This window comes from Streptomyces sp. NBC_00459, assembly GCF_036013955.1.
Taxonomy (GTDB): Bacteria; Actinomycetota; Actinomycetes; order Streptomycetales; family Streptomycetaceae; genus Streptomyces.
On the sequence record NZ_CP107903.1, the window covers coordinates 8,149,082 to 8,173,124 of the forward strand.

The 24,043-nt window shown below is 70.1% G+C and carries 20 protein-coding genes and 1 pseudogene; 16 read left to right on the forward strand and 5 right to left on the reverse strand.

Features of this window, described 5'->3' with window-relative positions; translation table 11 throughout:
* Positions 1-9: 9 nt before the first annotated feature.
* The 12 genes from OHN74_RS35920 (at position 10) to OHN74_RS35975 (ending at position 13,944) form a co-directional block, all read left to right on the forward strand.
* Complete coding sequence (locus OHN74_RS35920; protein ID WP_327698731.1) at positions 10-1,059, forward strand: substrate-binding domain-containing protein; 1,050 nt, start codon at positions 10-12, stop codon at positions 1,057-1,059.
* 170 nt (positions 1,060-1,229) lie between these two features.
* Positions 1,230-2,450, forward strand: a complete 1,221-nt coding sequence (locus tag OHN74_RS35925) for a Gfo/Idh/MocA family protein (protein ID WP_327698732.1) — start codon at positions 1,230-1,232, stop codon at positions 2,448-2,450.
* Between the two features lie 15 nt (positions 2,451-2,465).
* A complete protein-coding gene (locus OHN74_RS35930) occupies positions 2,466-3,470 on the forward strand; it encodes a sugar phosphate isomerase/epimerase family protein (RefSeq protein ID WP_327698733.1) in 1,005 nt (334 codons plus the stop codon).
* 83 nt (positions 3,471-3,553) lie between these two features.
* Complete coding sequence (locus OHN74_RS35935) at positions 3,554-6,067, forward strand: PQQ-dependent sugar dehydrogenase (protein ID WP_327698734.1); 2,514 nt, start codon at positions 3,554-3,556, stop codon at positions 6,065-6,067.
* A gap of 12 nt (positions 6,068-6,079) precedes the next feature.
* On the forward strand, positions 6,080-7,438 hold the full coding sequence (locus tag OHN74_RS35940; RefSeq protein ID WP_327698735.1) for a ThuA domain-containing protein: 1,359 nt from the start codon (positions 6,080-6,082) through the stop codon (positions 7,436-7,438).
* A 103-nt stretch (positions 7,439-7,541) separates the two neighbouring features.
* Entirely contained in the window at positions 7,542-8,780 is a 1,239-nt protein-coding gene (locus tag OHN74_RS35945; RefSeq protein WP_327698736.1) for an inositol-3-phosphate synthase, read from the forward strand.
* Entirely contained in the window at positions 8,777-9,907 is a 1,131-nt protein-coding gene (locus OHN74_RS35950; RefSeq protein ID WP_327698737.1) for a sugar phosphate isomerase/epimerase family protein, read from the forward strand. The genes OHN74_RS35945 and OHN74_RS35950 overlap by 4 nt, the downstream gene beginning before the upstream one ends.
* Positions 9,904-10,572 (forward strand): EboA domain-containing protein, encoded by a 669-nt coding sequence (locus tag OHN74_RS35955; RefSeq protein WP_327698738.1) that lies wholly within the window; start codon positions 9,904-9,906, stop codon positions 10,570-10,572. Before OHN74_RS35950 ends, OHN74_RS35955 begins: the two co-directional genes overlap by 4 nt.
* Entirely contained in the window at positions 10,572-11,420 is an 849-nt protein-coding gene (locus OHN74_RS35960; RefSeq protein ID WP_327698739.1) for a TatD family hydrolase, read from the forward strand. The genes OHN74_RS35955 and OHN74_RS35960 overlap by 1 nt, the downstream gene beginning before the upstream one ends.
* A 3-nt stretch (positions 11,421-11,423) precedes the next feature.
* On the forward strand, positions 11,424-12,593 hold the full coding sequence (eboE, locus tag OHN74_RS35965; RefSeq protein WP_327698740.1) for a metabolite traffic protein EboE: 1,170 nt from the start codon (positions 11,424-11,426) through the stop codon (positions 12,591-12,593).
* On the forward strand, positions 12,590-12,844 hold the full coding sequence (locus OHN74_RS35970; RefSeq protein WP_327700478.1) for a hypothetical protein: 255 nt from the start codon (positions 12,590-12,592) through the stop codon (positions 12,842-12,844). The genes eboE and OHN74_RS35970 overlap by 4 nt, the downstream gene beginning before the upstream one ends.
* Positions 12,845-12,903: 59 nt before the next feature.
* Positions 12,904-13,944, forward strand: coding sequence for a sugar phosphate isomerase/epimerase family protein (locus OHN74_RS35975; RefSeq protein ID WP_327698741.1), 1,041 nt, complete (start codon positions 12,904-12,906; stop codon positions 13,942-13,944).
* A gap of 67 nt (positions 13,945-14,011) precedes the next feature.
* On the opposite strand, the gene OHN74_RS35980 is transcribed toward OHN74_RS35975, so the two are convergent.
* The 3 genes from OHN74_RS35980 to frc form a co-directional block, all read right to left on the reverse strand.
* Positions 14,012-15,427 (reverse strand): OFA family MFS transporter, encoded by a 1,416-nt coding sequence (locus OHN74_RS35980; RefSeq protein ID WP_327698742.1) that lies wholly within the window; start codon positions 15,425-15,427, stop codon positions 14,012-14,014.
* 44 nt (positions 15,428-15,471) lie between these two features.
* On the reverse strand, positions 15,472-16,863 hold the full coding sequence (locus tag OHN74_RS35985; protein WP_327698743.1) for an OFA family MFS transporter: 1,392 nt from the start codon (positions 16,861-16,863) through the stop codon (positions 15,472-15,474).
* Positions 16,864-17,058: 195 nt separating this feature from the next.
* Entirely contained in the window at positions 17,059-18,252 is a 1,194-nt protein-coding gene (gene frc, locus OHN74_RS35990; RefSeq protein WP_443060499.1) for a formyl-CoA transferase, read from the reverse strand.
* Positions 18,253-18,456: 204 nt separating this feature from the next.
* On the opposite strand from frc, the pseudogene OHN74_RS35995 reads away from it, so the two are divergent.
* The 3 genes and pseudogenes from OHN74_RS35995 to OHN74_RS36005 form a co-directional block, all read left to right on the forward strand.
* Positions 18,457-18,723: pseudogene (locus tag OHN74_RS35995) on the forward strand (ATP-grasp domain-containing protein); the annotation flags it as partial.
* 278 nt (positions 18,724-19,001) lie between these two features.
* A complete protein-coding gene (locus tag OHN74_RS36000) occupies positions 19,002-20,558 on the forward strand; it encodes an aldehyde dehydrogenase family protein (RefSeq protein WP_327698745.1) in 1,557 nt (518 codons plus the stop codon).
* A 344-nt stretch (positions 20,559-20,902) separates the two neighbouring features.
* The gene (locus OHN74_RS36005; RefSeq protein ID WP_327698746.1) at positions 20,903-21,430 is read left to right on the forward strand and encodes a beta-class carbonic anhydrase; all 528 of its coding nucleotides are present in this window, start codon (positions 20,903-20,905) and stop codon (positions 21,428-21,430) included.
* A 111-nt stretch (positions 21,431-21,541) separates the two neighbouring features.
* On the opposite strand, the gene OHN74_RS36010 is transcribed toward OHN74_RS36005, so the two are convergent.
* Entirely contained in the window at positions 21,542-22,234 is a 693-nt protein-coding gene (locus OHN74_RS36010) for a GntR family transcriptional regulator (protein ID WP_327698747.1), read from the reverse strand.
* Between the two features lie 190 nt (positions 22,235-22,424).
* Here OHN74_RS36010 and OHN74_RS36015 point away from each other — a divergent pair, with 190 nt between their 5' ends.
* Positions 22,425-23,210, forward strand: a complete 786-nt coding sequence (locus tag OHN74_RS36015) for an acyl-CoA dehydrogenase family protein (RefSeq protein ID WP_327698748.1) — start codon at positions 22,425-22,427, stop codon at positions 23,208-23,210.
* A gap of 54 nt (positions 23,211-23,264) precedes the next feature.
* Here the strand turns inward: OHN74_RS36015 and OHN74_RS36020 are convergent, their stop codons facing one another.
* Entirely contained in the window at positions 23,265-23,954 is a 690-nt protein-coding gene (locus tag OHN74_RS36020) for a GntR family transcriptional regulator (protein WP_327698749.1), read from the reverse strand.
* Positions 23,955-24,043 lie beyond the last annotated feature (89 nt).

The window sequence follows — 24,043 nt, forward strand, 5'->3', positions numbered from 1 at the left end:
TTCACCGCCATGCCAGAGCCGACTCCTTTCGCAAGCCGCAGAGGACTCCTCTTCGGGACCGCCGCCGTCGGGGCGGGAGTCCTGCTCGCCGGTTGCACCAGCAACGACCCCAGCGACGAGCCCGCCGCGAGCGACAACCAGCCGGCCGCCGCCGACACCCCCGGGAAGGCCGTCACCATCGGCTTCGCCGGACCGCAGGCCGACCACGGCTGGCTCAACGCCATCAACGACAACGCCAAGAACCGGGCGAAGAAGTACTCCGACGTGACGCTGGAGATCACCGAGGGCTCGAACGACACCGCCGCGCAGATCGGCCAGATCGAGACACTGATCAACAAGAAGGTCGACGTCCTGGTGATCCTGCCCGCCGACGGCAAGGCGCTCACCCAGGTCGGCCTGAAGGCGATGCGGGCCGGCATCCCGGTCGTCAACCTGGACCGGATCTTCAACACCCCGCAGGCGTACCGCTGTTGGATAGGCGGCGACAACTACGGCATGGGCCTCAACGCCGGTCACTACATCGGCGAACAGCTCAAGGACGTGGACGACGCCAAGGTCATCGAACTCGCCGGCCTCGACAACCTGGAACTGACCAAGCAGCGCACCCAGGGCTTCGACGACGCGTTGAAGAACTACCCGAACATCAAGAAGGTGGCCCGCCAGGCCGCCGAGTTCACGGTCGAGTCGGGCCAGGCCAAGATGGCCCAACTCCTGCAGGCGCAGCCCAGGTTCAACGCCCTGTGGAACCACGACGACGACCAGGGCGTGGGCGCGCTGCGGGCGATCGACCAGGCCGGCCGCGACGACTTCCTGATGGTCGGCGGCGCGGGCGCCCTCTCCGCCTTCCAGGCCATCAAGCAGGACAACGGTGTCCTGAAGGCGACGGTGCTCTATCCGCCCACGATGGCCGCGTCGGCGATCGACCTGGCCCGGGCGCTGGGCCAGGGCAAGGGGGTGAGCGGCCTCTCCGAGTTCGAGATCCCGTCCTCCCTGACGCTCTACTCGGCGGTCGTCGACAAGGACAACGTCGACCAGTACATGCCGACCGGCTTCAAGTAGGACGACCGGCGGGGGCTGTAGGGGGCGAGGTTTTCACGCGTGCGGTTCCGCCGCGCCCTCAAGGGGCGCGGGGCTGTATCGATATGCAGCTCCGCCGCGTGGGCGCGACCAGCCACGACGAACCCGCGCCGACCCGCTGACCTCACCCCCACCACGAGGAGGACCTCCGAATGGCACAGCCGCAGGCAGACGCCGCCGAGGACGGAAAGCCGGTCCTGGGCATCGGCATGGTCGGATACGCCTTCATGGGCGCAGCCCACTCCCAGGGCTGGCGCACCGTGGGCCACGTCTTCGACCTGCCACGGCGCCCGGCGCTCGCCGCGATCTGCGGCCGAGACTCCCGTGCCGTCCGAGCGGCAGCGAACCAGCACGGCTGGGCGGCGGCCGAGACCGACTGGCGTGCCCTGATCGAACGGGACGACGTCGACCTCGTCGACATCTGCACCCCCGGCGACAGTCACGCCGAGATCGCCCTCGCCGCCCTCGCCGCGGGCAAACACGTACTGTGCGAGAAGCCCCTCGCGAACACCGTCGAGGAAGCCGTGATGATGACTGCGGCGGCCGAAGAGGCCGAGCGGCGCGGCCAGTTGGCCATGGTCGGCTTCAACTACCGTCGGCTGCCCGCCACCGCACTCGCCCGTTCCATGGTCGCCGAGGGCAGGCTCGGCACTCTGCGACACGTACGGGTGACGTACCTTCAGGACTGGCTGGTGGACCCGGAGTTCCCGCTCACCTGGCGACTGCGCAAGGAGACGGCCGGGTCGGGCGCGCTCGGCGACCTGGGCGCCCATATCGTCGACCTCGCCCAGTACCTCGTGGGCGAGCCCCTTGCCGGAGTCTCCGCCCTCACCGAAACCTTCGTACGACAACGCCCGTTGCCCGGCGGTCCGACCAGCGGCCTGACCGCCACCGCGACCGCCGGCACCGGACGGGTCACCGTGGACGACGCCGCCGTGTTCACCGGACGCTTCGAGTCGGGCGCCCTCGCCTCCTTCGAGGCCACCCGGTACGCGACCGGCCGCAAGAACGCACTGCGCATCGAACTCAACGGCGAACGAGGCTCGTTGGCCTTCGACCTGGAACGCCTCAACGAGCTCACCTACCACGACGGCACCGAACCCGCCACGCACGCGGGCTTCCGCCGCATCCTTGTCACCGAACCCGACCACCCCTATCTGGACGCCTGGTGGCCGCCGGGCCACGGCCTCGGCTACGAGCACTCCTTCGTCCACCAGGCCCGCGACCTCGTCCTCGCGATAGCGGAGGGCAGCCGGCCCCGGCCGTCCTTCGCGGAGGGCCTCCAGGTGCAACGCGTCCTGGCGGCGGTCGAGGAGAGCGCGGAGAAGAACTCCGTCTACACACCCGTATCGATCTCATCCACAACGGTCTGAGGAGGCTCGACGAGAATGCCGCGCGACTTCACACTCTTCACCGGCCAGTGGGCCGACCTGCCTCTCGAAGAGGTCTGCCGCCTCGCCCGTGACTTCGGCTACGACGGGCTCGAACTCGCCTGCTGGGGCGACCACTTCGAGGTCGACAAGGCCCTCGCGGACCCCTCCTATCTGGCGAGCCGCCACCAGCTCCTCGACAAGTACGGCCTCAAGTGCTGGGCGATCTCCAACCACCTGGTCGGCCAGGCCGTCTGCGACGCCATCATCGACGAACGGCATCAGGCGATCCTGCCCACCCGTATCTGGGGCGACGGCGACGCGGAGGGCGTACGACAGCGGGCGGCGGCCGAGATCGCCGACACCGCGCGGGCCGCCGCCGCCTTCGGCGTCGACACCGTCATCGGCTTCACCGGCTCGGCGATCTGGCACCTGGTCGCGATGTTCCCGCCCGCCCCCGAGTCGATGATCGACCGCGGCTACCAGGACTTCGCCGACCGCTGGAACCCGATCCTCGACGTCTTCGACGCCCAGGGCGTGCGGTTCGCGCACGAGGTCCACCCGAGCGAGATCGCCTACGACTACTGGACAACCCAGCGCGCGTTGAAGGCAGTTGACCACCGGCCCGCCTTCGGACTGAACTTCGACCCCTCGCACTTCGTGTGGCAGGACCTCGACCCGGTCGGCTTCCTGTGGGACTTCCGCGACCGGATCTACCACGTCGACTGCAAGGAGGCCCGCAAGCGGCTCGACGGCCGCAACGGCCGCCTCGGCTCGCATCTGCCCTGGGGCGACCCGAGGCGCGGCTGGGACTTCGTGTCGGCAGGCCACGGCGACGTCCCGTGGGAGGACGTCTTCCGCATGCTGCGCTCCATCGACTACCGGGGCCCCATCTCCGTGGAGTGGGAGGACGCCGGCATGGACCGGCTCCAGGGCGCCCCCGAGGCACTGACCCGCCTCAAGGCGTACGACTTCGACCCGCCGTCGGCCTCGTTCGACGCGGCGTTCGGCAGCAACGACTGAGTCGTTCCTGACTGTTCCGGGGTGACGGCGCACCCCGGCGTATCGCACCCGCATGTACCACGAGCTCCATTCTGGAGGCATTCGTGCACGCGAAAGACGGCCCCACCCGCACCGGAAGAATCGCGAGTCGCAGACGACACCCCCAAGTCCGCAGAGCACTCGCCCTGTTCACGGGCGCGCTGCTCGCCGGAGCGTCACTGACCCTGGTGGCACCCCAGGCCGGCGCAGCCGTCGCCGACCCGGCCACCGCCCCCACGGCGGCTGCCGCCGAGGACTTCCAGCAGGTCACCCTGGCCAAGGGTGAACCGGAGGTCGGCGAGCCCATGTCGCTCGCCGTTCTCCCGGACCGCTCGGTCCTGCACACCTCGCGCGACGGCGAACTCCGTATCACCGACGCCGCCGGAAACACCCGGCTGGCCGGCAAGCTCGACGTCTACTCCCATGACGAAGAGGGCCTCCAAGGCATCGGCGTGGACCCGCAGTTCAGCTCCAACCGTTTCATCTACCTCTACTACGCACCCCCGTTGAACACCCCGGCGGGCGACGCCCCCGAGACGGGCACCGCCGCCGACTTCGCGCCCTTCGACGGCGTCAACCGGCTCTCCCGGTTCGTCCTCAACGCCGACGGCACCCTGAACAAGGCCAGTGAGACGAAGGTCCTCGACGTCCCGGCCTCACGCGGCCTGTGCTGCCATGTCGGCGGCGACATCGACTTCGACGCGGCGGGCAACCTGTACCTGTCGACGGGCGACGACACCAACCCCTTCCAGTCCGACGGGTTCACGCCCATCGACGAGCGCGCGAACCGCAACCCGGCCTTCGACGCCCAGCGTTCGTCCGGCAACACCAACGACCTGCGCGGCAAGATCCTGCGTATCAAGGTCAACGCGGACGGCTCCTACGCCGTCCCGGACGGCAACCTCTTCGCGCCCGGCACGGACAGGACACGCCCCGAGATCTACGCGATGGGCTTCCGCAACCCGTTCCGCTTCAGCGTCGACAGAGCGACCGGCATCATCTACATCGGCGAGTACGGACCCGACGCGGGCGCGGCCGACCCGGCCCGAGGCCCCGCGGGCCAGGTCGAGTTCGCCCGTGTCACCGGCCCCGGCAACTTCGGCTGGCCCTACTGCACCGGCGCCAACGACCCGTACGTGGACTACGACTTCGCGACCGGGACATCGGGCGCCGCCTTCGACTGTGCCGCCCCGAAGAACACCTCGCCCAACAACACCGGCCTCACCGACCTTCCCCCGGCGCAGGCCGCCTGGATCCCCTACAACGGCCCGTCCGTACCGGAGTTCGGCGACGGCTCGGAGTCACCGATGGGCGGCCCGGTCTACCACTACGACGCCTCGCTCGACTCCCCGGTCAAGTTCCCGGAGGCCTACGACGGCGACTTCTTCGCCGGTGAGTTCGGCCGCCGCTGGATCAAGCGGATCAGCAGCGACGCCGACGGGACCGTGCAGTCCATCAACGACATTCCGTGGACCGGCACCCAGGTGATGGACATGGCCTTCGGGCCGGACGGCGCGCTGTACGTACTCGACTACGGCATCTCCTGGTTCGGCGGCGACGAGCACTCCGCCCTGTACCGCATCGAGAACGCCACCGACGGCCACTCCCCGGTCGCGCAGGCCGCCGCGGACGTCACCTCCGGACAGGCCCCGCTGAAGGTGAGGTTCTCCTCCGCCGGGACCACCGACCAGGACGGCGACGCCCTCACCTACAGCTGGGACTTCGGCGACGGCGGAACATCCACCTCGGCGAACCCCTCCCACACGTACAGGAAGAACGGGACGTACACGGCGACGGTGACCGCGAAGGACACCACCGGCCGCACGGGCGGCGCGAGCGTCCAGGTCGTGGTCGGCAACACCGCACCCAAGGTGGTCCTCCAACTCCCGCAGGACGGGCAGCTGTTCGCATTCGGTGACGCCATCCCGTTCAAGGTGAGGGTCACCGACCGCGAGGACGGCCGGACCATCGACTGCACCAAGGTCCAGGTCACCTTCATCCTCGGCCACGACAGCCACGGCCACCCCCAGACCTCGGCGAACGGCTGCTCCGGCACCATCCAGACCAGCGCCGACGGCGGCCACGACCCGAACGCCAACATCTTCGGGGTCTTCGACGCCCAGTACACCGACCTCGGAGGCGGCGGCCAGGCACCCCTGACCACCCATGACCAGAACGTCATCCAGCCCACCCACCGCCAGGCCGAGCACTTCAACAACTCATCCGGCACAGCAGTGAGTTCACGGGAGTCCGCGAACGGCGGCAAGACGGTCGGCGACATCGACAACGGCGACTGGATCGCCTTCACGCCGTACGTCCTGAGCAATGCCAAGTCGCTCACGGCACGCGTCGCCTCGGCCGGCGCGGGCGGCAGACTGGAGATCCGCGCGGGTTCCCCGACCGGCAAGGTGCTGGGCCGTACGACCGTACCGGCGACCGGCGGCTGGGACACCTACCAGGACGTCACCGCCAGGCTGTCCCACGCCCCGCAGGGCACGACCACGCTCTATCTCGTCTTCAAGGGAGCCGCGAGCGGCGACCTGTACGAGGTGGACGACTTCTCCTTCACCACGGGCTGAGGGGAGTGCGCCATGCGATCAACAGGACGAGCCATCACCGCTGTTGTGGGCACGGCACTGCTCCTCGGAAGCATGTCGACGCAGGCCGCCTCCAAGCCCGCACAACGGCCGGCTGGCCGGGTGCTGGTCTTCTCCAAGACGGCGGCCTTCCGGCACGACTCGATCCCTGACGGCATCACGGCACTCAAGGAACTCGGCGCCGGCGCCGGCTTCCGGGTCGACGCGACGGAGGACGCGGCGGCGTTCAACCCGGCGAACCTCCGCCGGTACGCGGCCGTCGTCTTCCTCTCGACGACCGGCGATGTTCTGACGGAGCGTCAACAGGCATCGTTCGAGAGCTACATCCGTCATGGCGGCGGCTATGTGGGCATCCACGCGGCGGCCGACACCGAGTACGACTGGGCGTTCTACGGCGGCCTCGTCGGCGCCTACTTCCAGGGGCACCCGGCGATCCAGCCGGCCCGGACGGTGGTGGAGGACCGCGCACACCCGGCTACCGCCACCCTGGGCACGGACTGGAACCGCACCGACGAGTGGTACAACTACCGCTCCAACCCCCGGAGTTCGGTGCACGTCCTGGCCTCCCTCGACGAGTCGTCGTACACCGGCGGCACGATGAACGGCGACCACCCGATCGCCTGGTGCCAGAACTACGCGGGCGGACGCTCCTTCTACACCGGCGTCGGCCACCTGTCGTCCGCGTACACCGAACCGGCGCTCCGGCAGCACCTGTTGGGCGGCCTGCGCTGGGCCACCGGCAGGGCCCAGGCGGACTGCCGCCCGGAGAACGGCTACCGGCCGCTCTTCGACGGCAGCTCCCGGACAGGGTGGAATCAGGCGGGCCCGGGCACCTTCACCGTCTCCGACGACGGCACGCTGACGTCGTCGGGCGGCATGGGCCTGCTCTGGTACGCCGACCGGAGCTTCGGCGCCTACTCGCTGAAGCTGGACTGGAAGACCCGCGGCGACGACAACTCCGGTGTGTTCGTGGGCTTCCCGCCCTCGGACGACCCGTGGTCGGCGGTCGACAAGGGCTACGAGATCCAGATCGACGCGACCGACGCCCCCGACCGCACCACCGGGGCCGTGTACGGCTTCCGCTCCGCCGACCTGAGGAAGCGCGACCGCGCGCTGAATCCGCCGGGGGAGTGGAACACGTACGAGATCCGTGTGGAGGGCGAACGACTCCGCGTCTGGCTCAACGGCGTGCGGATCAACGATTTCACCAACACCGATCCGGCCCGCAGCCTGCGGGACGGCCATATCGGCATCCAGAACCACGGAGCCGACGACCAGGTGTCCTTCCGCGACATCCGGATCAAGGAACTGCCCGCGAACGCGCCGGCGAGCCCGGCCGCCACGGGCGACTGAACGGCGGCGGGCGGGGGACGCCGGACCTCCGCCCGCCGCCTTCCCTCCCCTCTCGGCCCGCCGCCGGAGGGTGCGAACACCGTGAACGACAAGGAGGCTGCCCATGTCCACGTCGTCGTCAAGTCCTCGAACTCGTGTGGGGGTATGGCTGATCGGCGCCCGCGGCTCCGTCGCCACCACCGTCGTCGCGGGCTGCGCCGCCGTGACAGCGGGCCTGCACCGCCCCACGGGCATGGTCACCGAAACACCCCCGTTCACGGACTGCGGCCTCCCACCCCTGTCCGCACTCGTCTTCGGCGGCCACGACACCGTCGACTGCCCGCTGTCCAAACGCGCCGAGGCGCTGACCGCGGCAGGCGTCCTGCCGCACGGCCTCACCTCGGCGATCACCTCCGAACTGGCCGCCGCGGACCGGGAGATCAGGCCCGGCGGCCCCGCTCCCGGCGACACCACCAGAACCCCGGACGACCTGGTGGCCGCCTTCGCCGCAGACATCGAGGACTTCGTACGACGCCACGACCTGGCCCGAGCCGTGGTGGTGAACGTCGCCTCCACGGAGCCCACCCCGACCGGCACCGCACTCCCGCCCAGCTCGCTGTACGCGGCGGCGGCCCTGCGCGCCGGCTGCCCGTACGTCAACTTCACACCGTCGACGGGGCTGCACCACCCGGCGCTGGCCCACGCGGCGGCGACCAGCGGACTGCCCTACGCGGGCCGCGACGGCAAGACCGGTCAGACCCTGCTCAGGTCGGTCCTCGGTCCGATGTTCACGCAACGGGCACTTGAGGTCCACGCCTGGTCGGGCACCAACCTCCTCGGCGGGGGAGACGGAGCATCCCTCGCCGACCCCTCCGCGGCGGCGGCGAAGAACGCCGGAAAGGAACGCGTCCTCACCGACACCCTCGGCACGACACCGGAGGGCGTGGTCCACATCGACGACGTCCCGTCCCTCGGCGACTGGAAGACAGCCTGGGACCACATCGCCTTCGACGGCTTCCTCGGCAGCCGCATGATCCTCCAGACGACCTGGCAGGGCTGTGACTCCGCCCTGGCGGCACCCCTGGTCCTCGACCTGGCCCGACTCACCGCCCGCGCCCACGAAACAGGCCTCTCCGGTCCGCTCGGCGCACTCGGCTTCTATTTCAAGGACCCGATGGGCGACGGCCCGGCGGGGCTGGGGGAGCAGTACGCCGAGCTGGTGGGTTTCGCGGCGCGGCTGCGGTACGGGGGAGTGGCGGCGGGTCCGGCGGGACATGTGGGCGTGGGCGCGGGCCGGGACGCGGACACTCGGGCGGAGGCCCCGCACGGGCGACCGTCCGACGGCGAGGGGGAACACCGGTGAGCGCCCGACCCGGTGCCGCACCCGGAGACGGCACACGGGCCCGGGGCAACCGGGGACGCGCCCGGCCCAGGGCACCCCACGACTCCTCCACCACCCCCCTCCGCTTCGGCTACGGAACCAACGGCCTCACGGACCTCCGCCTCGACGACGCCCTCGGCCTGCTCGCCGACCTCGGCTACGACGGCGTCGGCCTGACCCTCGACCACATGCACCTCGACCCACTCGCCCGGGGCCTCTCCGCCCGCACCCGACGGGTCGCCCGCCGCCTGAACGCCCTCGGCCTGGGCGTCACCGTGGAAACCGGCGCCCGCTACGTACTCGACGCACGCCGCAAACACGGCCCCTCTCTCCTCGACCCCGACCCGGACGACCGCTCACGACGCGTCGACCTCCTGCTCAGGGCGGTACGAGTCGCCGCGGACCTGGGCGCCCACGCCGTCCACTGCTTCAGCGGCGTCACCCCCGCCGGCACGGACCCGGACACCGCCTGGCACCGCCTGACCGAAGCCCTCGCCCCGGTCCTGGACGCGGCCACGACAGCCGGTGTCCCGCTCGCGATCGAACCCGAACCCGGCCATCTGCTCGCCACCGTCGCCGACTTCCACCGCCTCCGCCACGCACTCGACGACCCGGAGACCCTCGGCCTCACCCTCGACATCGGTCACTGCCAGTGCCTCGAACCACTCCCTCCCGCCGACTGCGTCCGCGCCACCGCACCCTGGCTGCGCCACGTCCAGATCGAGGACATGCGCCGCGGCATCCATGAACACCTTCCCTTCGGCGACGGAGAGATCGACTTCCCGCCCGTGCTCGCCGCGCTGGCCGACGCCGGCTACCAGGGACTGACCGTCGTGGAGCTCCCCCGCCACTCCCACGCGGGCCCACACCACGCCGAACACTCCCTCCGCTTCCTCCACGACGCGGCCCGCACCACCACGGCGCCTCCCGCCGGGTACTCCGACGCCACAGAGCCGACCGCCACGGCGCCCCGGCCCACCGAAGCCCCGCAGACCACCGCTCAGCATGCCGCCACGTCGATCGCCGCAACCCCGACGACCCCTTCCACCACCGCCTTCACCACTCCGGCCCGACACTCCGCCACCCCGGCCGAAGGGAGCACCCCATGACCCAGCCCCACCCCGGCCCGGGCACCCCCGCAGCCGACGACCCCCTCTCCCGCACCCCGCTGGACGACCTCCGCACCCAGGTCACCGCCCACCTCGGCGAAGCCGCCCGCGTCTGGTTCGCCCTCGCCCTGAACGAGGCAGCCGCCCGCCCAGGCAGCCACGGCCCCATCTCCGCCTGGGAGCTGCGCCTCGCCGAAGCCGGCCGCCGCTGCGGCACCGACCACGCGGACGCCGTACGCGTCCTGATCCTGCACGCCGCCCACGCCGGCCCGGACGCCCTCACCCGCGTCTACCGACAGGGCACCGCCGCCGAACGCCGAGCCGTTCTGCACGCCCTGCCCCACCTGGTCGCCGGCCCCGACGCCCTCCCCCTCGTCGAGGACGCCCTGCGCACCAACGACACCCGTCTCGTCGCCGCAGCCGTCGGCCCGTACGCCGCCCGCCACCTGGACGCCCACAACTGGCGCCACGCCGTGCTGAAGTGCCTGTTCACCGGAGTGCCCGTCGACGCGGTGGCCGACCTCCACCACCGGGCCCTGGCCGACACGGAACTCGCCCGCATGCTCGACGACTACGCCGCCGAACGCACCGCGGCAGGCCGGCCCGTCCCCGAGGACCTGCACCGCGTCCTGGCCCTGACGGCGCCCGAAGCCAAGGAGTCCTGATGCGCATCTTCGACCCCCACATCCACATGACGTCTCGGACCACCGACGACTACCGGGCCATGTACACCGCAGGCGTCCGTGCCGTGGTCGAACCCTCCTTCTGGCTCGGCCAGCCACGCACCTCGCCCGCCTCCTTCCTCGACTACTTCGACTCGCTCCTGGGCTGGGAGCCCTTCCGCGCCGCCCAGTACGGCATCGCCCACCACTGCACGATCGCCCTCAACCCCAAGGAGGCGAACGACCCCCGCCTCGCCCCGGTCCTCGACGAACTGCCCCGGTATCTCGCCAAGGACCGCGTCGTCGCCGTCGGCGAGATCGGCTACGACTCGATGACCCCGGCCGAGGACGCCGCTTTCGCCGCCCAGCTCCAGCTCGCCGCCGACCACGCGTTGCCCGCACTCGTCCACACCCCGCACCGCGACAAGCTCGCCGGCCTGCGCCGCACCCTCGACGTCGTACAGGAGTCCGCGCTGTCCCCGGATCACGTCCTGGTCGACCACCTCAACGAGACCACCGTCAAGGAAGCCAAGGACAGCGGCTGCTGGATCGGCTTCTCGGTCTATCCGGACACCAAGATGGACGAGGAACGGACGGTCGCGATCCTCCGCGACCACGGCCTTGACCGGGTACTGGTCAACTCCGCTGCCGACTGGGGCAGAAGCGACCCCCTCAAGACCCGCAGGGTCGGCGACCTGATGCTGGCGGAGGGCTTCACCGAGGACGACGTCGACCGCGTCCTGTGGCGCAACCCGGTCGCCTTCTACGGGCTCAGCGGCCGACTGGACCTCGACGTCGACGCGACCGACGCCACCCACGAGGGCAACTCCGTCCTGCGCGGCGGGGAGTGACAGATGCGCTTCCGCCATCCCGACGGCTCCACCGTCCACCTCGCCTACTGCACCAACGTGCACCCCGCAGAAACCCTCGACGGCGTCCGCGCTCAACTCCGCGACCACTGCGAACCCGTACGCCGACGCCTCGGCCGCGACCGGCTGGGCATCGGACTGTGGCTGGCGAAGGACGCCGCCCACGCCCTGGTCACCGACCCTTCCGCCCTGCGCGGCCTGCGCGCCGAACTCGACCGGCGCGGCCTCGAAGTCGTCACCCTCAACGGCTTCCCGTACGAGGGCTTCGGCGCCGAGGAGGTCAAGTACCGCGTCTACAAGCCTGATTGGGCCGACCCCGAGCGGCTCGCCCACACCACCGACCTGGCCCGGGTCCTCGCCGGTCTCCTCCCCGACGATGTCACCGAAGGCAGCATCTCCACCCTGCCGCTCGCCTGGCGCACCGCCTACGACAGCGAGCGCGCGGCCACCGCCCTGACCGCCCTGGGCACGCTCGCGGAACGCCTCGACGCCCTCGCCGAACTCACCGGCCGCTCCATCCGCATCGGCCTGGAACCGGAACCCGGCTGCACCGTCGAGACCACCGCCGACGCCATCGCCCCGATCACCGCGATCGGCCACCAACGCATCGGCGTCTGTGTCGACACCTGCCACCTCGCCACGTCCTTCGAGGACCCGCGCACCGCCCTGGACGCGCTCACGCAGGCCCGCGTCCCCGTCGTCAAATCCCAGCTCTCCGCCGCCCTGCATGCCGAACACCCCCACCTCCCCGAAGTCCGCGAAGCCCTCGCCGCCTTCGACGAACCCCGCTTCCTGCATCAGACCCGCACGGCCACCGCCGCCGGACTGCGCGGCACGGACGACCTGGGCGAGGCCCTTCACGGCGACGCCCTGCCCGACGCCTCCCCGTGGCGCGCCCACTTCCACGTTCCCCTCCACGCGGCCCCCGCCGCACCCCTCACCTCCACACTCCCCGTACTCAAGTCCGCGCTGACCCGGCTCGTCGGCGGCCCCCACCCCCTCACCCGGCATCTGGAGGTGGAGACCTACACCTGGCAGGCACTCCCACCCGAGCTACGGCCCCGCGCCCGCGCCCAGCTCGCCGACGGCATCGCCGCCGAACTCACCCTCGCCCGGGACCTGTTGAGCGACCTGGGCCTGAAGGAGCTGCCATGAGCCCCCGCCTCGCCGGCGAAGTCCGTATCCGCGCTCCGGTGAACTCGTCGCCCACGCGGAGCCGGGCACCCCGTCCACGTACTACGACCGGTCTGTTCGCGGGCAGCCGCAGCCGCAGCCGCAGCCGCCTCCCGGCGAGCGACGACGACGGTCCGTTCCTCATCTGCTCCACCCCCCGTGCCTTCGACGGCCGCCGCATCGCGGCCACCGATGTGAAGTCGACCCCGCTCCCACCGGCCGGTCACTTCTGACTGGTCATCAGTGAAGCACCCACCACTGACAACGCCTTCCGACCCGAGGAGTTCCAGGCATGAACCGCACCCGTCACACGGACCCCGAACTCACCCACCGCCTCAGCAGACGAGGCATGCTCGGCGTGGCCGCGGGCGCCACCGCCGCCGCGCTGCTGGGCGGCGCCGCGACCCCCGCCGGTGCCGCCACCGGGACCGCGTCCGCCGCCGCGGGCCGAGGCCGTCCCGTCCTGCCCCCCGGCCGGCTCGGCATCCAGCTGTACAGCCTGCGCGACAAGGTCTCCACTCTCGGCTTCGCCCCCGTCTTCGCCGAACTGAAGAAGTACGGCTACGACGAGGTCGAGTTCGCCGGATACACCCAGGGCTCGGCGGGCCCCATCACCCTCGCCCAGCTCAAGCGACTGGCCAGGAACAACGGCCTGAACCCGATCGGCAGCCACGTCGGCTACTACTCCAGCGACCCGAACGCCTACACCTTCGCCCAGAACCTGGACAAGGTCCTCGACGACGCCCAGGCCCTCGGCCTCAAGCACATCGGCACCGCCTCCGGGCCGTTCCGCTACGGCTCCACCGTCGACGCCTGGAAGCGGGCTGCGGAGGAGTTCAACACGTACGGCGCGGCGGCCAGGGCACGCGGCATGAAGTTCTACCAGCACAACCACTCCGAGGAGTTCTCCTTCGCCACCGACAACCCGAAGGTCCGGCTGTACGACGTGCTGCTCGCCGAGACCGACCCCAAGCTCGTGTACCTGGAGATGGACATCTTCTGGGCGTACTCGGGGCAGTTCCGCTTCTCGAAGCGGCCCGACGGCACACCGGCGCCCTTCGAGCCCCTCGACTACGTCCTCAGGCAGCCCGACCGCTACCCGCTCTTCCATGTGAAGGACGGCGTGAGCGACCCCGGCAACCAGTACGGCTACCGCATGACCGACGTCGGCGACGGAGACATCGACTACCAGCGGTTCATCTCCGGCGTCACCCGGCTGCGCGGCCACCGCCTGGCCCACCACTGGCAGGCCGAGCACGACAACCCGACGGAGTCCTTCACCTTCGCGCGCCGCTCCAGCGAGCACCTCCACTCGCTGCGCGAGAAGTGCTGACGGGGCCGCGTACACATGAGGAGGCCCTCCCGACGTGTCGGGAGGGCCTCCTCACGCGCGCGTGCCGTCACCCGGCGGGCTGCGGCTCCGCGGTCAGGGCGTCCGTGGTGCGACCCGGCTGCCGCAGCAGCAGGGCGATCCCCGCCGCCACCATGGAGACGACGCCGGCCAGGGCGTACGCCCCGTCGTATCCCCAGGACGCGACCACCATGGAACCGAGTCCCCCGCCGAACAGGCCGCTGACCAGCTTTCCGCTGTACACCAGCCCGTAGTTGGAGGCGTTGTAGTTCTCCCCGAAGTAGTCCGGGGTGAGCGCCGCGAACAGCGGGTAGAACGCGCCGCCGCCGAAGCCGGAGAGGAAGGCGAAGAACAGGAACAGCGCCTCGCTCTTCACGTCGCCCGCCCAGATCACCCCGAACTGGGCCAGGCCCAGGACGACGATGACGAACACCAGGGTGGGCTTCCGGCCCCACTTGTCGGACAGCCAGCCCACCACACCGCGGCCGATGCCGTTGATGACCGCCATGACACCCATGGACGAGGCGGCCACCAATGGGCCGAAGCCCACCTCCTTGGCGAAGTCGACCTGGAAGGAGATCCCGAAGATGGACACGCCGGCGGTCAGCACGATGGAGACCCACATGAGGGGGAGCATCCCGGTCCTGATGGCCTCCTTGGGCGTGTACTGCTTCACCGCGGGAGGGTTCCTGGTCAGGCTCGTCGTGTTCTTCTCGTTGCCGGAGTACGTCAGCGGATCGATGTCGGCGGGCCACCAGTTCTTCGGGGGATCCTTGAAGAAGAAGGCGGACACGAGGACCACGATCATGATGTAGCAGCCGATCAGGTCCAGGACCCGGTGGTAGTTCGCGGTGTCGAAGCCGTAGTTGAAGACGAAGATGAACGGCAGCGATCCGTACGCGAACCCGCCGTTGACGAACCCCGTCCTGGCTCCCCGGCGTTCGGGGAACCACTTGCCGACCATGTTGATGCAGGTCGCGTAGACCAGACCGGCCCCGATGCCTCCGACGACACCGAAGCCGAGGATCGCCAGCCAGACGTTGTCGAGGTGCGAGAGGGCGAGGAACCCGAGGGCGCACAGGCCCGAGCCGACGTACATGGCTCCACGGGCCGTCAGGACGCCCTTCTCCCGGAGCCAGCCTGCGGGGAAGGCGATGCCGGCCTGGAAGAAGACCCAGACACTGAGGATCCAGAAGGTGTTGCTCTGCGTCCAGCCGTGGGCGTGGGACAGGGTGTCCTCCGCCGAGCCGTACGCGTACTCGAAGACACTGATGGCCATCATGGCGATCCACGGCAGGTACACCATGAGCTTGCGGGAGTGACCGAGGATGTCCCGGTCGGTCTCGCCCACGCGGTAGACGCGACCGCGGGAGTCGGTCACTTCTCGGTAGGGACGGTGTGCGGCTTCGGGGTCGGTCGACGAGCTGTTCGACGAACTGTTCTTCGCGATGGGATCTGCCGTCATGTCAGGCCAATTCCTCCGTGTCAGGCCGTTTCCTTGCAGACGTGTCAGGCCATTTCCTCGCCGAGCGGCTGGGGGTTGGGGGAGACCCGGCGGTCCGTCTTCGGCCTGCCGGGCGCCTTCAGGAACACCGCCAGTACGGCGGAGGCCAGGCCGATGCAGCCGGCCAGGACGAACGCGCCCTCGTAGTCCCAGTGGTCGACGACGATCGCACCCACTCCGGAGCCGACGAGACCGGAGATGAGCTTCGAGCTGTAGACCATTCCGTAGTTGGAGGCGTTGTTGTTCTCACCGAAGTAGTCCGCGGTCATGGCGGCGAACAGCGGGAAGATCGCCCCGCCGCCGAAGCCGGAGACCATGGAGCAGAACAGGAAGAACGGCATGCTCCCCATCTGGCCGGAGACCAGCACGCCGAACTGGGCCGTGCCCAGCACCAGACATACGATGATCAGCGTGTTGCGTCGCCCGTAGCGGTCGGATATCCAGCCGATGACACCGCGGCCGGTGCCGTTGACGATGGCCTTCAGGGACATCGCCGTGGCCACGATCCCGCCCGCGAAGCCCATGTCCTTGCCGAACGGCACCTGGAAGGCGATGCCGAAGATGTTGATGCCGGCGGTGCACAGCAGGCAGAACCACATCATCCACAGCACGGGCTGCCGGGCGGCCTCCCTCGGGACGTACTGCTTGACCGCCGGCGGGTTCTTCTCCAGCGCCCGGCGGATCTTCGGGTCGTCCGTGGCCTTCAGCGGATCGACGTGCGCGGGCCACCAGTTCTTCGGCGGGTCCTTGAAGAACCAGCCGGCCGAGGCCACGACCAGGCACAGCCCGACACCGACGCAGGCGAGCACGGTCTGGTAGTTGCTCAGGTCCATGTACGAGGTGAACAGGAACACGAAGGGCACCGAGCCGTAGGCGAAACCGCCGTTGACGAAGCCCGTCTTGCCGCCCTTGCGCTCCGGATACCACTTGCCGACCATGTTGACGCAGGTCGCGTAGACGAGTCCGGCGCCGATACCGCTGCACATGCCGAAGCCGAAGTAGGCCACGAGCACGTTGGGCGCGTACGCCAGCGAGAGGTAGCCGAGCATGGTGCCGACCGCGCCGAGCATCATCGCCGTACGGGCCGGCAGCCTGCCGCTCTCCCGCAGTTGACCGGCGGGGAAGGCCACGGCCGCCTGGAAGAACACCCAGACGCCCATCAGCCAGAAGATGTGTCCGCTGTCCCACAGATGGGCCTCGTGGAGGGTGTCCTCCGCGGACGTGAACGCGTACTCGGCGGAGCTGATGCCCATCATGCCGATCCACGGCAGGATGACCATCCACTTGCGGCCGCGGCCCATGAGGTCGACATCGGATTCGCCGACGCGGTACATGCGGCCGTTGTGGTCCGTCACCTCCCGGTACGGGACGGACGTCGAGTAGTCGATGGTTGTCATCTTGGTGAAGACTCCTTGCGTCGAAAGATCTGGCCAGCGCCCCCTGTCCAAATGCCTTTCGTGCGCGCATGGGTCCCGGGGCCGGCCGACGCGCACCGTCGGACGCCCCCTGTACCGGGTTACGTCATGAATCGCCCCCAACAGCCGGGAGCTACCGCACCCTTGTGGTGCGCTGCGAGGTCCCCGCCCCTCATGTCAGATCACCCCGCTCGCCCTGAGCAGACGCAGTTCCTCGTCGCCCAGGCCGAGTTCGCCGATGAGGATTTCCTCGGTGTGTTCGCCCAGGAGGGGTGGCGTGGTGATGTGGGTGGGGGAGTCGGAGAGTTTGAGGGGGTTGCCGACCGTGGTGAAGGTGCCGCGTTCGGGATGCCCGACGGTGACGATCATGTCGTTGGCGGCGAGTGAGGCGTCTTCGATGATCTCCCTGGTGGACAGGATCGGCCCGCACGGGATGCTGTGCGCGTTCAGCCGTTCCAGGACCTGCCACTTGGGCAGGGTGGATGTCCATTCCTCGATCAGCTGGAACATCTTCGCCAGCTGCGGCAGCCGCGCCTCGGGAGTGGACCACTCGGGGTCCTCGGCGAGTTCCGGACGGCCGATCAGCGCGGCCAGGGGTTTCCACCCGACCGGCTGGACGATGACGTACACGTAGTCGTTGGGACCACCCGGCGCGCACCGCACCGCCCAGCCGGGCTGACCGCCACCGGAAGCGTTCCCCGAGCGGGGTACCTCGTCCCCGAAGTCCTCGGTCGGATACTCCGCCAACGGGCCGTGGGCCAGACGCTGCTGGTCGCGCAGCTTCACCCGGCACAGGTTCAGCACCGCGTGCTGCATCGCCACGTTCACCCGCTGCCCCCGCCCCGTCGACTCGCGTTGCAGCAGGGCGGCCAGGATCCCGGCCACCACATGGATACCGGTGCCGGAATCCCCGATCTGCGCCCCGGTCGCCAACGGCGGCCCATCCTCGAACCCGGTGGTCGCCATCGACCCGCCCATCGCCTGCGCGACCACCTCATAGGCCTTGAAGTTCGTGTACGGACCGTCCCCGAAGCCCTTGATCGACGCGTACACCACCCGCGGGTTGATCTCCCTGATCCGCTCCCAGGTGAAACCCATCCGGTCCACCGCACCCGGCCCGAAGTTCTCCACCATCACATCCGACCGCCGGATCAGCTCGGTCAGGATCTCCCTGCCCCGCCCGGTCTTCGTGTTGAGAGTGACACTGCGCTTGTTGCAGTTGAGCATCGTGAAATACAGGGAGTCGACCTCCGGCACATCCCGCAACTGCCCCCGCGTGACATCCCCGCCCGGCGCCTCCACCTTCACCACATCCGCACCCAGCCACCCCAGCAACTGCGTCGCCGACGGACCCGACTGCACATGCGTCATATCCAGAACCCGAATCCCCTCAAGAGCCCTCGTCGTCACAGGTCACCTCGCTTGTCCGTTGCCTGGAACGTTCTGGTGGCGCCGATCCCGAGTGCCGCTTGGCACATTGCATACAGTCGACGAATACTGTATGAAGATTGTTATCCCGCATCCGATGGGTGATGTCCAGGGGGCGTGCAGCACTTTTAAGACGGGAGCCGAATCATGGACCTGTACGAGCATCAGGCCCGCGGACTCTTCGAAGAACACGGCATCCTCGTGCCGAGGGCGGAGGTCACCGACTCACCGGAGGAGGCAGCGGAGTTGGCCCGCGGACTCGGTGACCGAGTAGTCGTCAAGGCGCAAGTCAGGACCGGGGGCCGGGGCAAGGCGGGCGGTGTGCGGCCGGCCGGCGATCCGGCCGCGGCAGAACTGGTGACACGTCAGATTCTCGGCATGGACATCAAGGGCCACACGGTCGGCAAGGTCATGGAGGTGACGGCCGCCGCGATGGGTCTCAACTACGTGAAGCTCGACGGCGAGGTCGGCATCATCGGCGTGGGAAACACCCCGGCCCGAGACAGCCTCGTGCTCGCCTTGCTGGAAGCCGACCGTGACGGCGCCCACGGCTGACAGGCGGTGACTGCCGGACCAACCGGCGCCACCGCACTCCTGCACCCCATCACCCCCGCCCCCCTATCACTCCCCCGCCCCCCATCACCCCCATCGCCCCCCGCCCCCGACTGTGCACCGAGAGCGGAGACACCGACATGACCACCACCCTCAACTCCACCCACCTCGTGGTGAAGTCCGGCACGTCCTGGACCGACGCCTGGCAGCGATGCCTCGCCGTCGCCCCCGAGGCCTTCCGGGACGACCGCGTCCTCAACCTCTGGAACTCCGCCTGGCAGGCGGACGGCCGGACCCTGCCCGCCACCAGCCCCGTCGACGGCAGCCCGATCGCCGGCCCGCCGCGCCTGGACCGGGACACCGCCCACCAGGCCGTACGCGCCTCCCTCGACCAGCACCGCGCCTGGCGGCATGTCCCGCTCCACGAACGCCGCGCCCGCGTCGCGGCCACCCTCGACGCGCTCACCCAGCACCGCGAACTCCTCGCACTCCTGCTCGTGTGGGAGATCGGCAAGCCATGGCGGCTCGCCCAGGCGGACGTCGACCGGGCCATCGACGGTGTGCGCTGGTACGTCGACGGCATCGAGCCGATGGTCGCCGACCGGGTTCCGCTGGACGGCCCGGTGTCCAACATCGCCAGCTGGAACTACCCGATGAGCGTGCTCGTTCACGCAATGCTCGTGCAGGCGCTGGCAGGCAACGCGGTCATCGCCAAGACCCCGACCGACGGCGGTGTCGCCTGTCTGACCCTGGCCTGCGCGCTCGCCGCCCGCGAGGGGATTCCCGTCACCCTCGTCAGCGGCAGCGGAGGCGAGCTGTCCGAGGCGCTGGTGCGGGCGCCCGAGATCGGCTGCGTTTCCTTCGTCGGCGGTCGCGACACCGGCGCCGCGGTGGCCACGGCAGTCGCCGACCTCGGCAAACGCCACGTACTCGAACAGGAGGGCCTCAACACCTGGGGCGTCTGGAACTACTCGGACTGGGACGCCCTCAAGGCCGTCGTCCCCAAGCTCTTCGACTACGGCAAGCAGCGCTGCACGGCGTACCCACGCTTCGTCGTCCAGCGGGAACTGTTCGACGACTTCCTGACGGCGTACCTCCCGGCGGTGCGCACCCTGCGCGTCGGACACCCGCTCGCCGTCGAAAAGGCCGACGACCCCTACCCGGCACTGGACTTCGGGCCCGTGATCAACGCGGCCAAGGCCAAGGAACTGCACGACCAGGTGGCCGAGGCCATCGCCCGAGGCGCCGTCCCCCTGCACCGCGCCGGTGAAGCCGACGCCCGCTTCCTGCCGGGCCAGGACACGTCGGCGTACGTCCAGCCCGTCACGCTCCTGGGGCCGCCGCCGTCCTCGCCGCTGCATCACGCGGAGCCGTTCGGGCCGGTCGACACCATCGTCCTGGTCGACACGGAGGCGGAGCTGCTGGCCGCGATGAATGCCTCCAACGGCGCGCTGGTCGCCACGTTGTCCACCGACGACCGGGCCACCTTCGACCGGCTCGCCCCGCAGATCCGCGCGTTCAAGGTCGGTCACGGCAAGCCGCGTTCGCGCGGCGACCGCGACGAACTGTTCGGCGGCTTCGGCGCGTCCTGGCGGGGCGCGTTCGTCGGCGGCGAACTGCTGGTGCGTGCCGTGACCCAGGGACCGGCGGGTGAGCGGCTGCCCGGGAACTTCCCGGAGTACCAGCTCATGCCTTGACCGGCGGCCGGGCGGCGCCCGGCCGCAGGCGCCCTCACCTGCGGCCAACGACATGATCATCACCGTCGGGCATCCCGAACGCGGCACCTTCACCTCGGTCCGCAACCCACGCGAACTCTCCGACTCCCCCACCCACATCACCACCCCACCCCTCCTCGGCGGACACACCGAGGAAATCCTCTGGCGAACTCGGCGTAGAAGCAGACGAGTTGCCGTTCCTCAAGGCACAGGGCGTGATCTGGCCGGCGGCGGCGACGCCGCTTCCAGTCCGTCCCGGGCGCGGTGCGGACCACCGTGCCCGGGACGGCTCCCGTTCGAATCCGACCGGAGTGAGGTAGCCCAGCATGTCGACCCACGCACCCCGTCTCGCCCGGCAGACGGTCACAGACCGGCTCGTCGAGTCCAACCGCGCCTACGCCGCAGGCTTCGCCGACCCGGGAACGGACGCCCGTCCCGTACTCCAGGTGGCGGTCGTGGCCTGTATGGACGCCCGTATCGACCTGCACGCCGCCCTCGGCCTGGAACTGGGCGACTGCCACACCGTTCGCAACGCCGGCGGCGTCGTCACCGACGACACCATCCGCTCTCTGACGATCAGTCAGCGAGCCCTCGGAACCCGCAGTGTCGTCCTCATCCACCACACCGGCTGCGGTCTCCAGACCCTGACCGAGGACTTCCGGCACGAACTGGAGCTGGAGGTCGGACAGCGCCCGGCATGGGCGGTGGAGGCCTTCCGGGATGTCGACCAGGACGTACGGCAGTCGATGCAGCGCGTGCGCACGTCACCCTTCCTGTCGCACACGGACGACGTACGGGGCTTCGTCTTCGACGTGACGACCGGGCTGCTGCGGGAGATCGACCCGCGGGCCTGAGAACGCCGCCCGTCCCCGTCCGCCCGTCCGGTTGCCTGTCCCTGTCCCTGTCCCTGCCCCTGTCGCTGTCCCCGGCCCCCGCCCCGCCTCGCTCTCGCCCCGACTTCGCGGTCACGCGCTCCGGTCGGCCAGCGCGGCGATCTGCTCGCAGTAGAAGTCGGTGGTGTTGGCGGTGTGCCGGCGCATGAGTTCCTCGGCGCGGTCGGGGTCGCCGTCTGCGATGGCCTCGATGATCCGGGCGTGCTCGCTCCAGGCGTCCGTGCCGCGGGGCCTGGCGATGGGCATGTAGTACCAGCGCACACGCCGGTCGACCTGGGGGATGAGTTCGGCCAGAACCGCGTTGCGGGAGAGATGCGTGATGTGGGCGTGGAGCGCCGCGTTGGCCTCCACGATGGCCCGGGCGTCGCCGGCCGTGAGCGCCGTGAGGCCGATCCGCTGGAGTTCCCACAGGCGGGCGACGTCGGCGGGGGCGGCGTGCTCGGCGGCGCCGCGGGCGGAGTGCGTCTCAAGGATGGCCCGGACACTGAGCAGTTGGGCGCACTCCTCGGCGGTGGGGGAGTGGACGAAGGCGCCCTGCGCGGGCCGCAGGTCGACCCAGCCCGCGGTGTGCAGCCGTTGGAGGGCTTCACGGATGGGCTGGCGGCTGACACCCAGGTTCTCGGCCAGGTCCGCCTCGACCAGGTGTTGGCCGGGCTTGAGGGATCCGTTGATGATCAGCTCGGTCAGGGTGTCGTACACGGCCTGGCGCAATGGGGCGGGCCGTGGGATCGGGCCACGCGCTGCCACGGCGGGTGTGTCGGGCATGGACCCTCTCCCTCGTTCGACTGCTGACGGCAAGCGACAGACATCAACTACGGGATACTGAGTTTAGTATGCAATAGCCATTTGCGTGGGCCGTGCGGACGGCGGTCGTGGAAATTTGGCCCACTCAGCCCCTGGTGCCCAGCGAAGGCGTACAGAATACTGTATGCAATCAATCCGAGGGGGTTCCTCCGTGTCGTACCGCACAGCTCTCGCAGAAGTCCTGACCCGTGCCGTCGCACCCTGCGCCCGACTCACCGGCACGGAGAGCAGGTTCCCCCGTGGCGCCGTGACGGCCTTCGGGGCCACCGGGCTGTTGGGGCTCACTGTCTCGACCGAGTTCGGCGGCGCCGGACTCGGACTGCCGGAAGCCGCAGAGGTGGTGGCCCGGACCGCGCGGGTCTGCCCGGCGACGGCGGAGGTGCTCCGGTCCCACTACGCGGCGGTCGCGGTCATCGAGTCGTACGGCAGCCCCTGGGTGCGCGGCGAGATCGCCGCCGGACGCCATCTCGGCAGCCTCGCCCTCATGGAGGACGACACCGGCGAGCAGGAGACCGAGGCCAGACTGCTCAGGCCGCGCTGCACGGCCGTTCGCTCCGGTGGTGTGGTCGCTCTGCGAGCGCGCAAGCACCGGGTGGTCGCGGCGGGGGAGGCCGACAGTTACGTCTGGTCCTCCCGGCCGCTCGGTACGCCGGACGGCCTGAGTCTCTGGGGGGTTCCGGCGCACGCCCCGGACCTGTTCGTGCCCGCTCGGCCCGACGGTGCGGGTCCGCCCGGCAGCGCCACGTCCACGGTGTTGGCCGACCCGGTGCTGGTGCCCGCCGACGCGCGACTCGGTCCGGACGGCGGCGGGCGCGACATAGTGCTGCGTACGGTCCTGCCGTGGCTGCTCGAACTGCGCACCGCCGCCGACGGTGCGCGGGCGCACCACCTCACGGCTGCCGGAGTCCGGCCCGCGGAATCACTCGCGGCGTCCTGAAGCCCGGTCGGCAACTCCGCTCGGGGGCCGGTCTGTTCGGCTCTCCGGCGGCTGTCAGTCCTTGCCGGCCCCGCCGGCGAGCTGCTTGCGGTAGAAGTCGGTCGTGCGTTCTGTGTGCTTGCGCATGACCTCGCCCGCTCGGTCCGGGTCGCCCTTGGCGATGGCCTTGATGAGCTGGGTGTGCTCGTTCCACGCCTCCTTGCCGCGGGGCTTGGCGATGGGCGTGTAGTACCAGCGGACCTTCTGACCCACCTGCGAGAGCATCTCGGCCAGTACGTCGTTGGCGGCCAGGGCGGTGACGAAGGCGTGCAGGGCCGTGTTGGCCGCGACCAGGCGCTCCACGTCGCCGGCGGCGAGTGCGTCGACGCCCTGCGACTGGAGCTCGCAGAGGTGTTCGACGTCCTCGGACTTCGCGTTGCGGGCGGCGAGCTGGGCCGAGTAGGTCTCCAGCACCGAGCGGACGCCGAGCAGTTGGGCGGCCTCCTCCTCGGTGGGGGAGTGGACGAAGGCGCCCTGTGCGGGCCGCAGGTCGACCCAGCCGGCGGTCTGGAGCCGCTGAAGAGCCTCACGGACCGGCTGTCGGCTGACCCCGAGGTGCTCGGCGAGTTCGGCCTCGACCAGGTGCTGACCGGGCTTGAGGGAACCGCTGACGATCAGTTCGGTCAGGGCGTCGTACACGGCCTGGCGCAGCGGTGCCGGGCGGGTGACGCGCCGGGACGCCGCGGCCGTGAGTGCCTCGCGCATGATTGTCCCGTTCTGCTCTGCCGTCGGGCCGACGGCCTTTGCCAAGAGGTGGCCGCCGAGAGGGTTGCCGACGACGGTTTCAGCATACA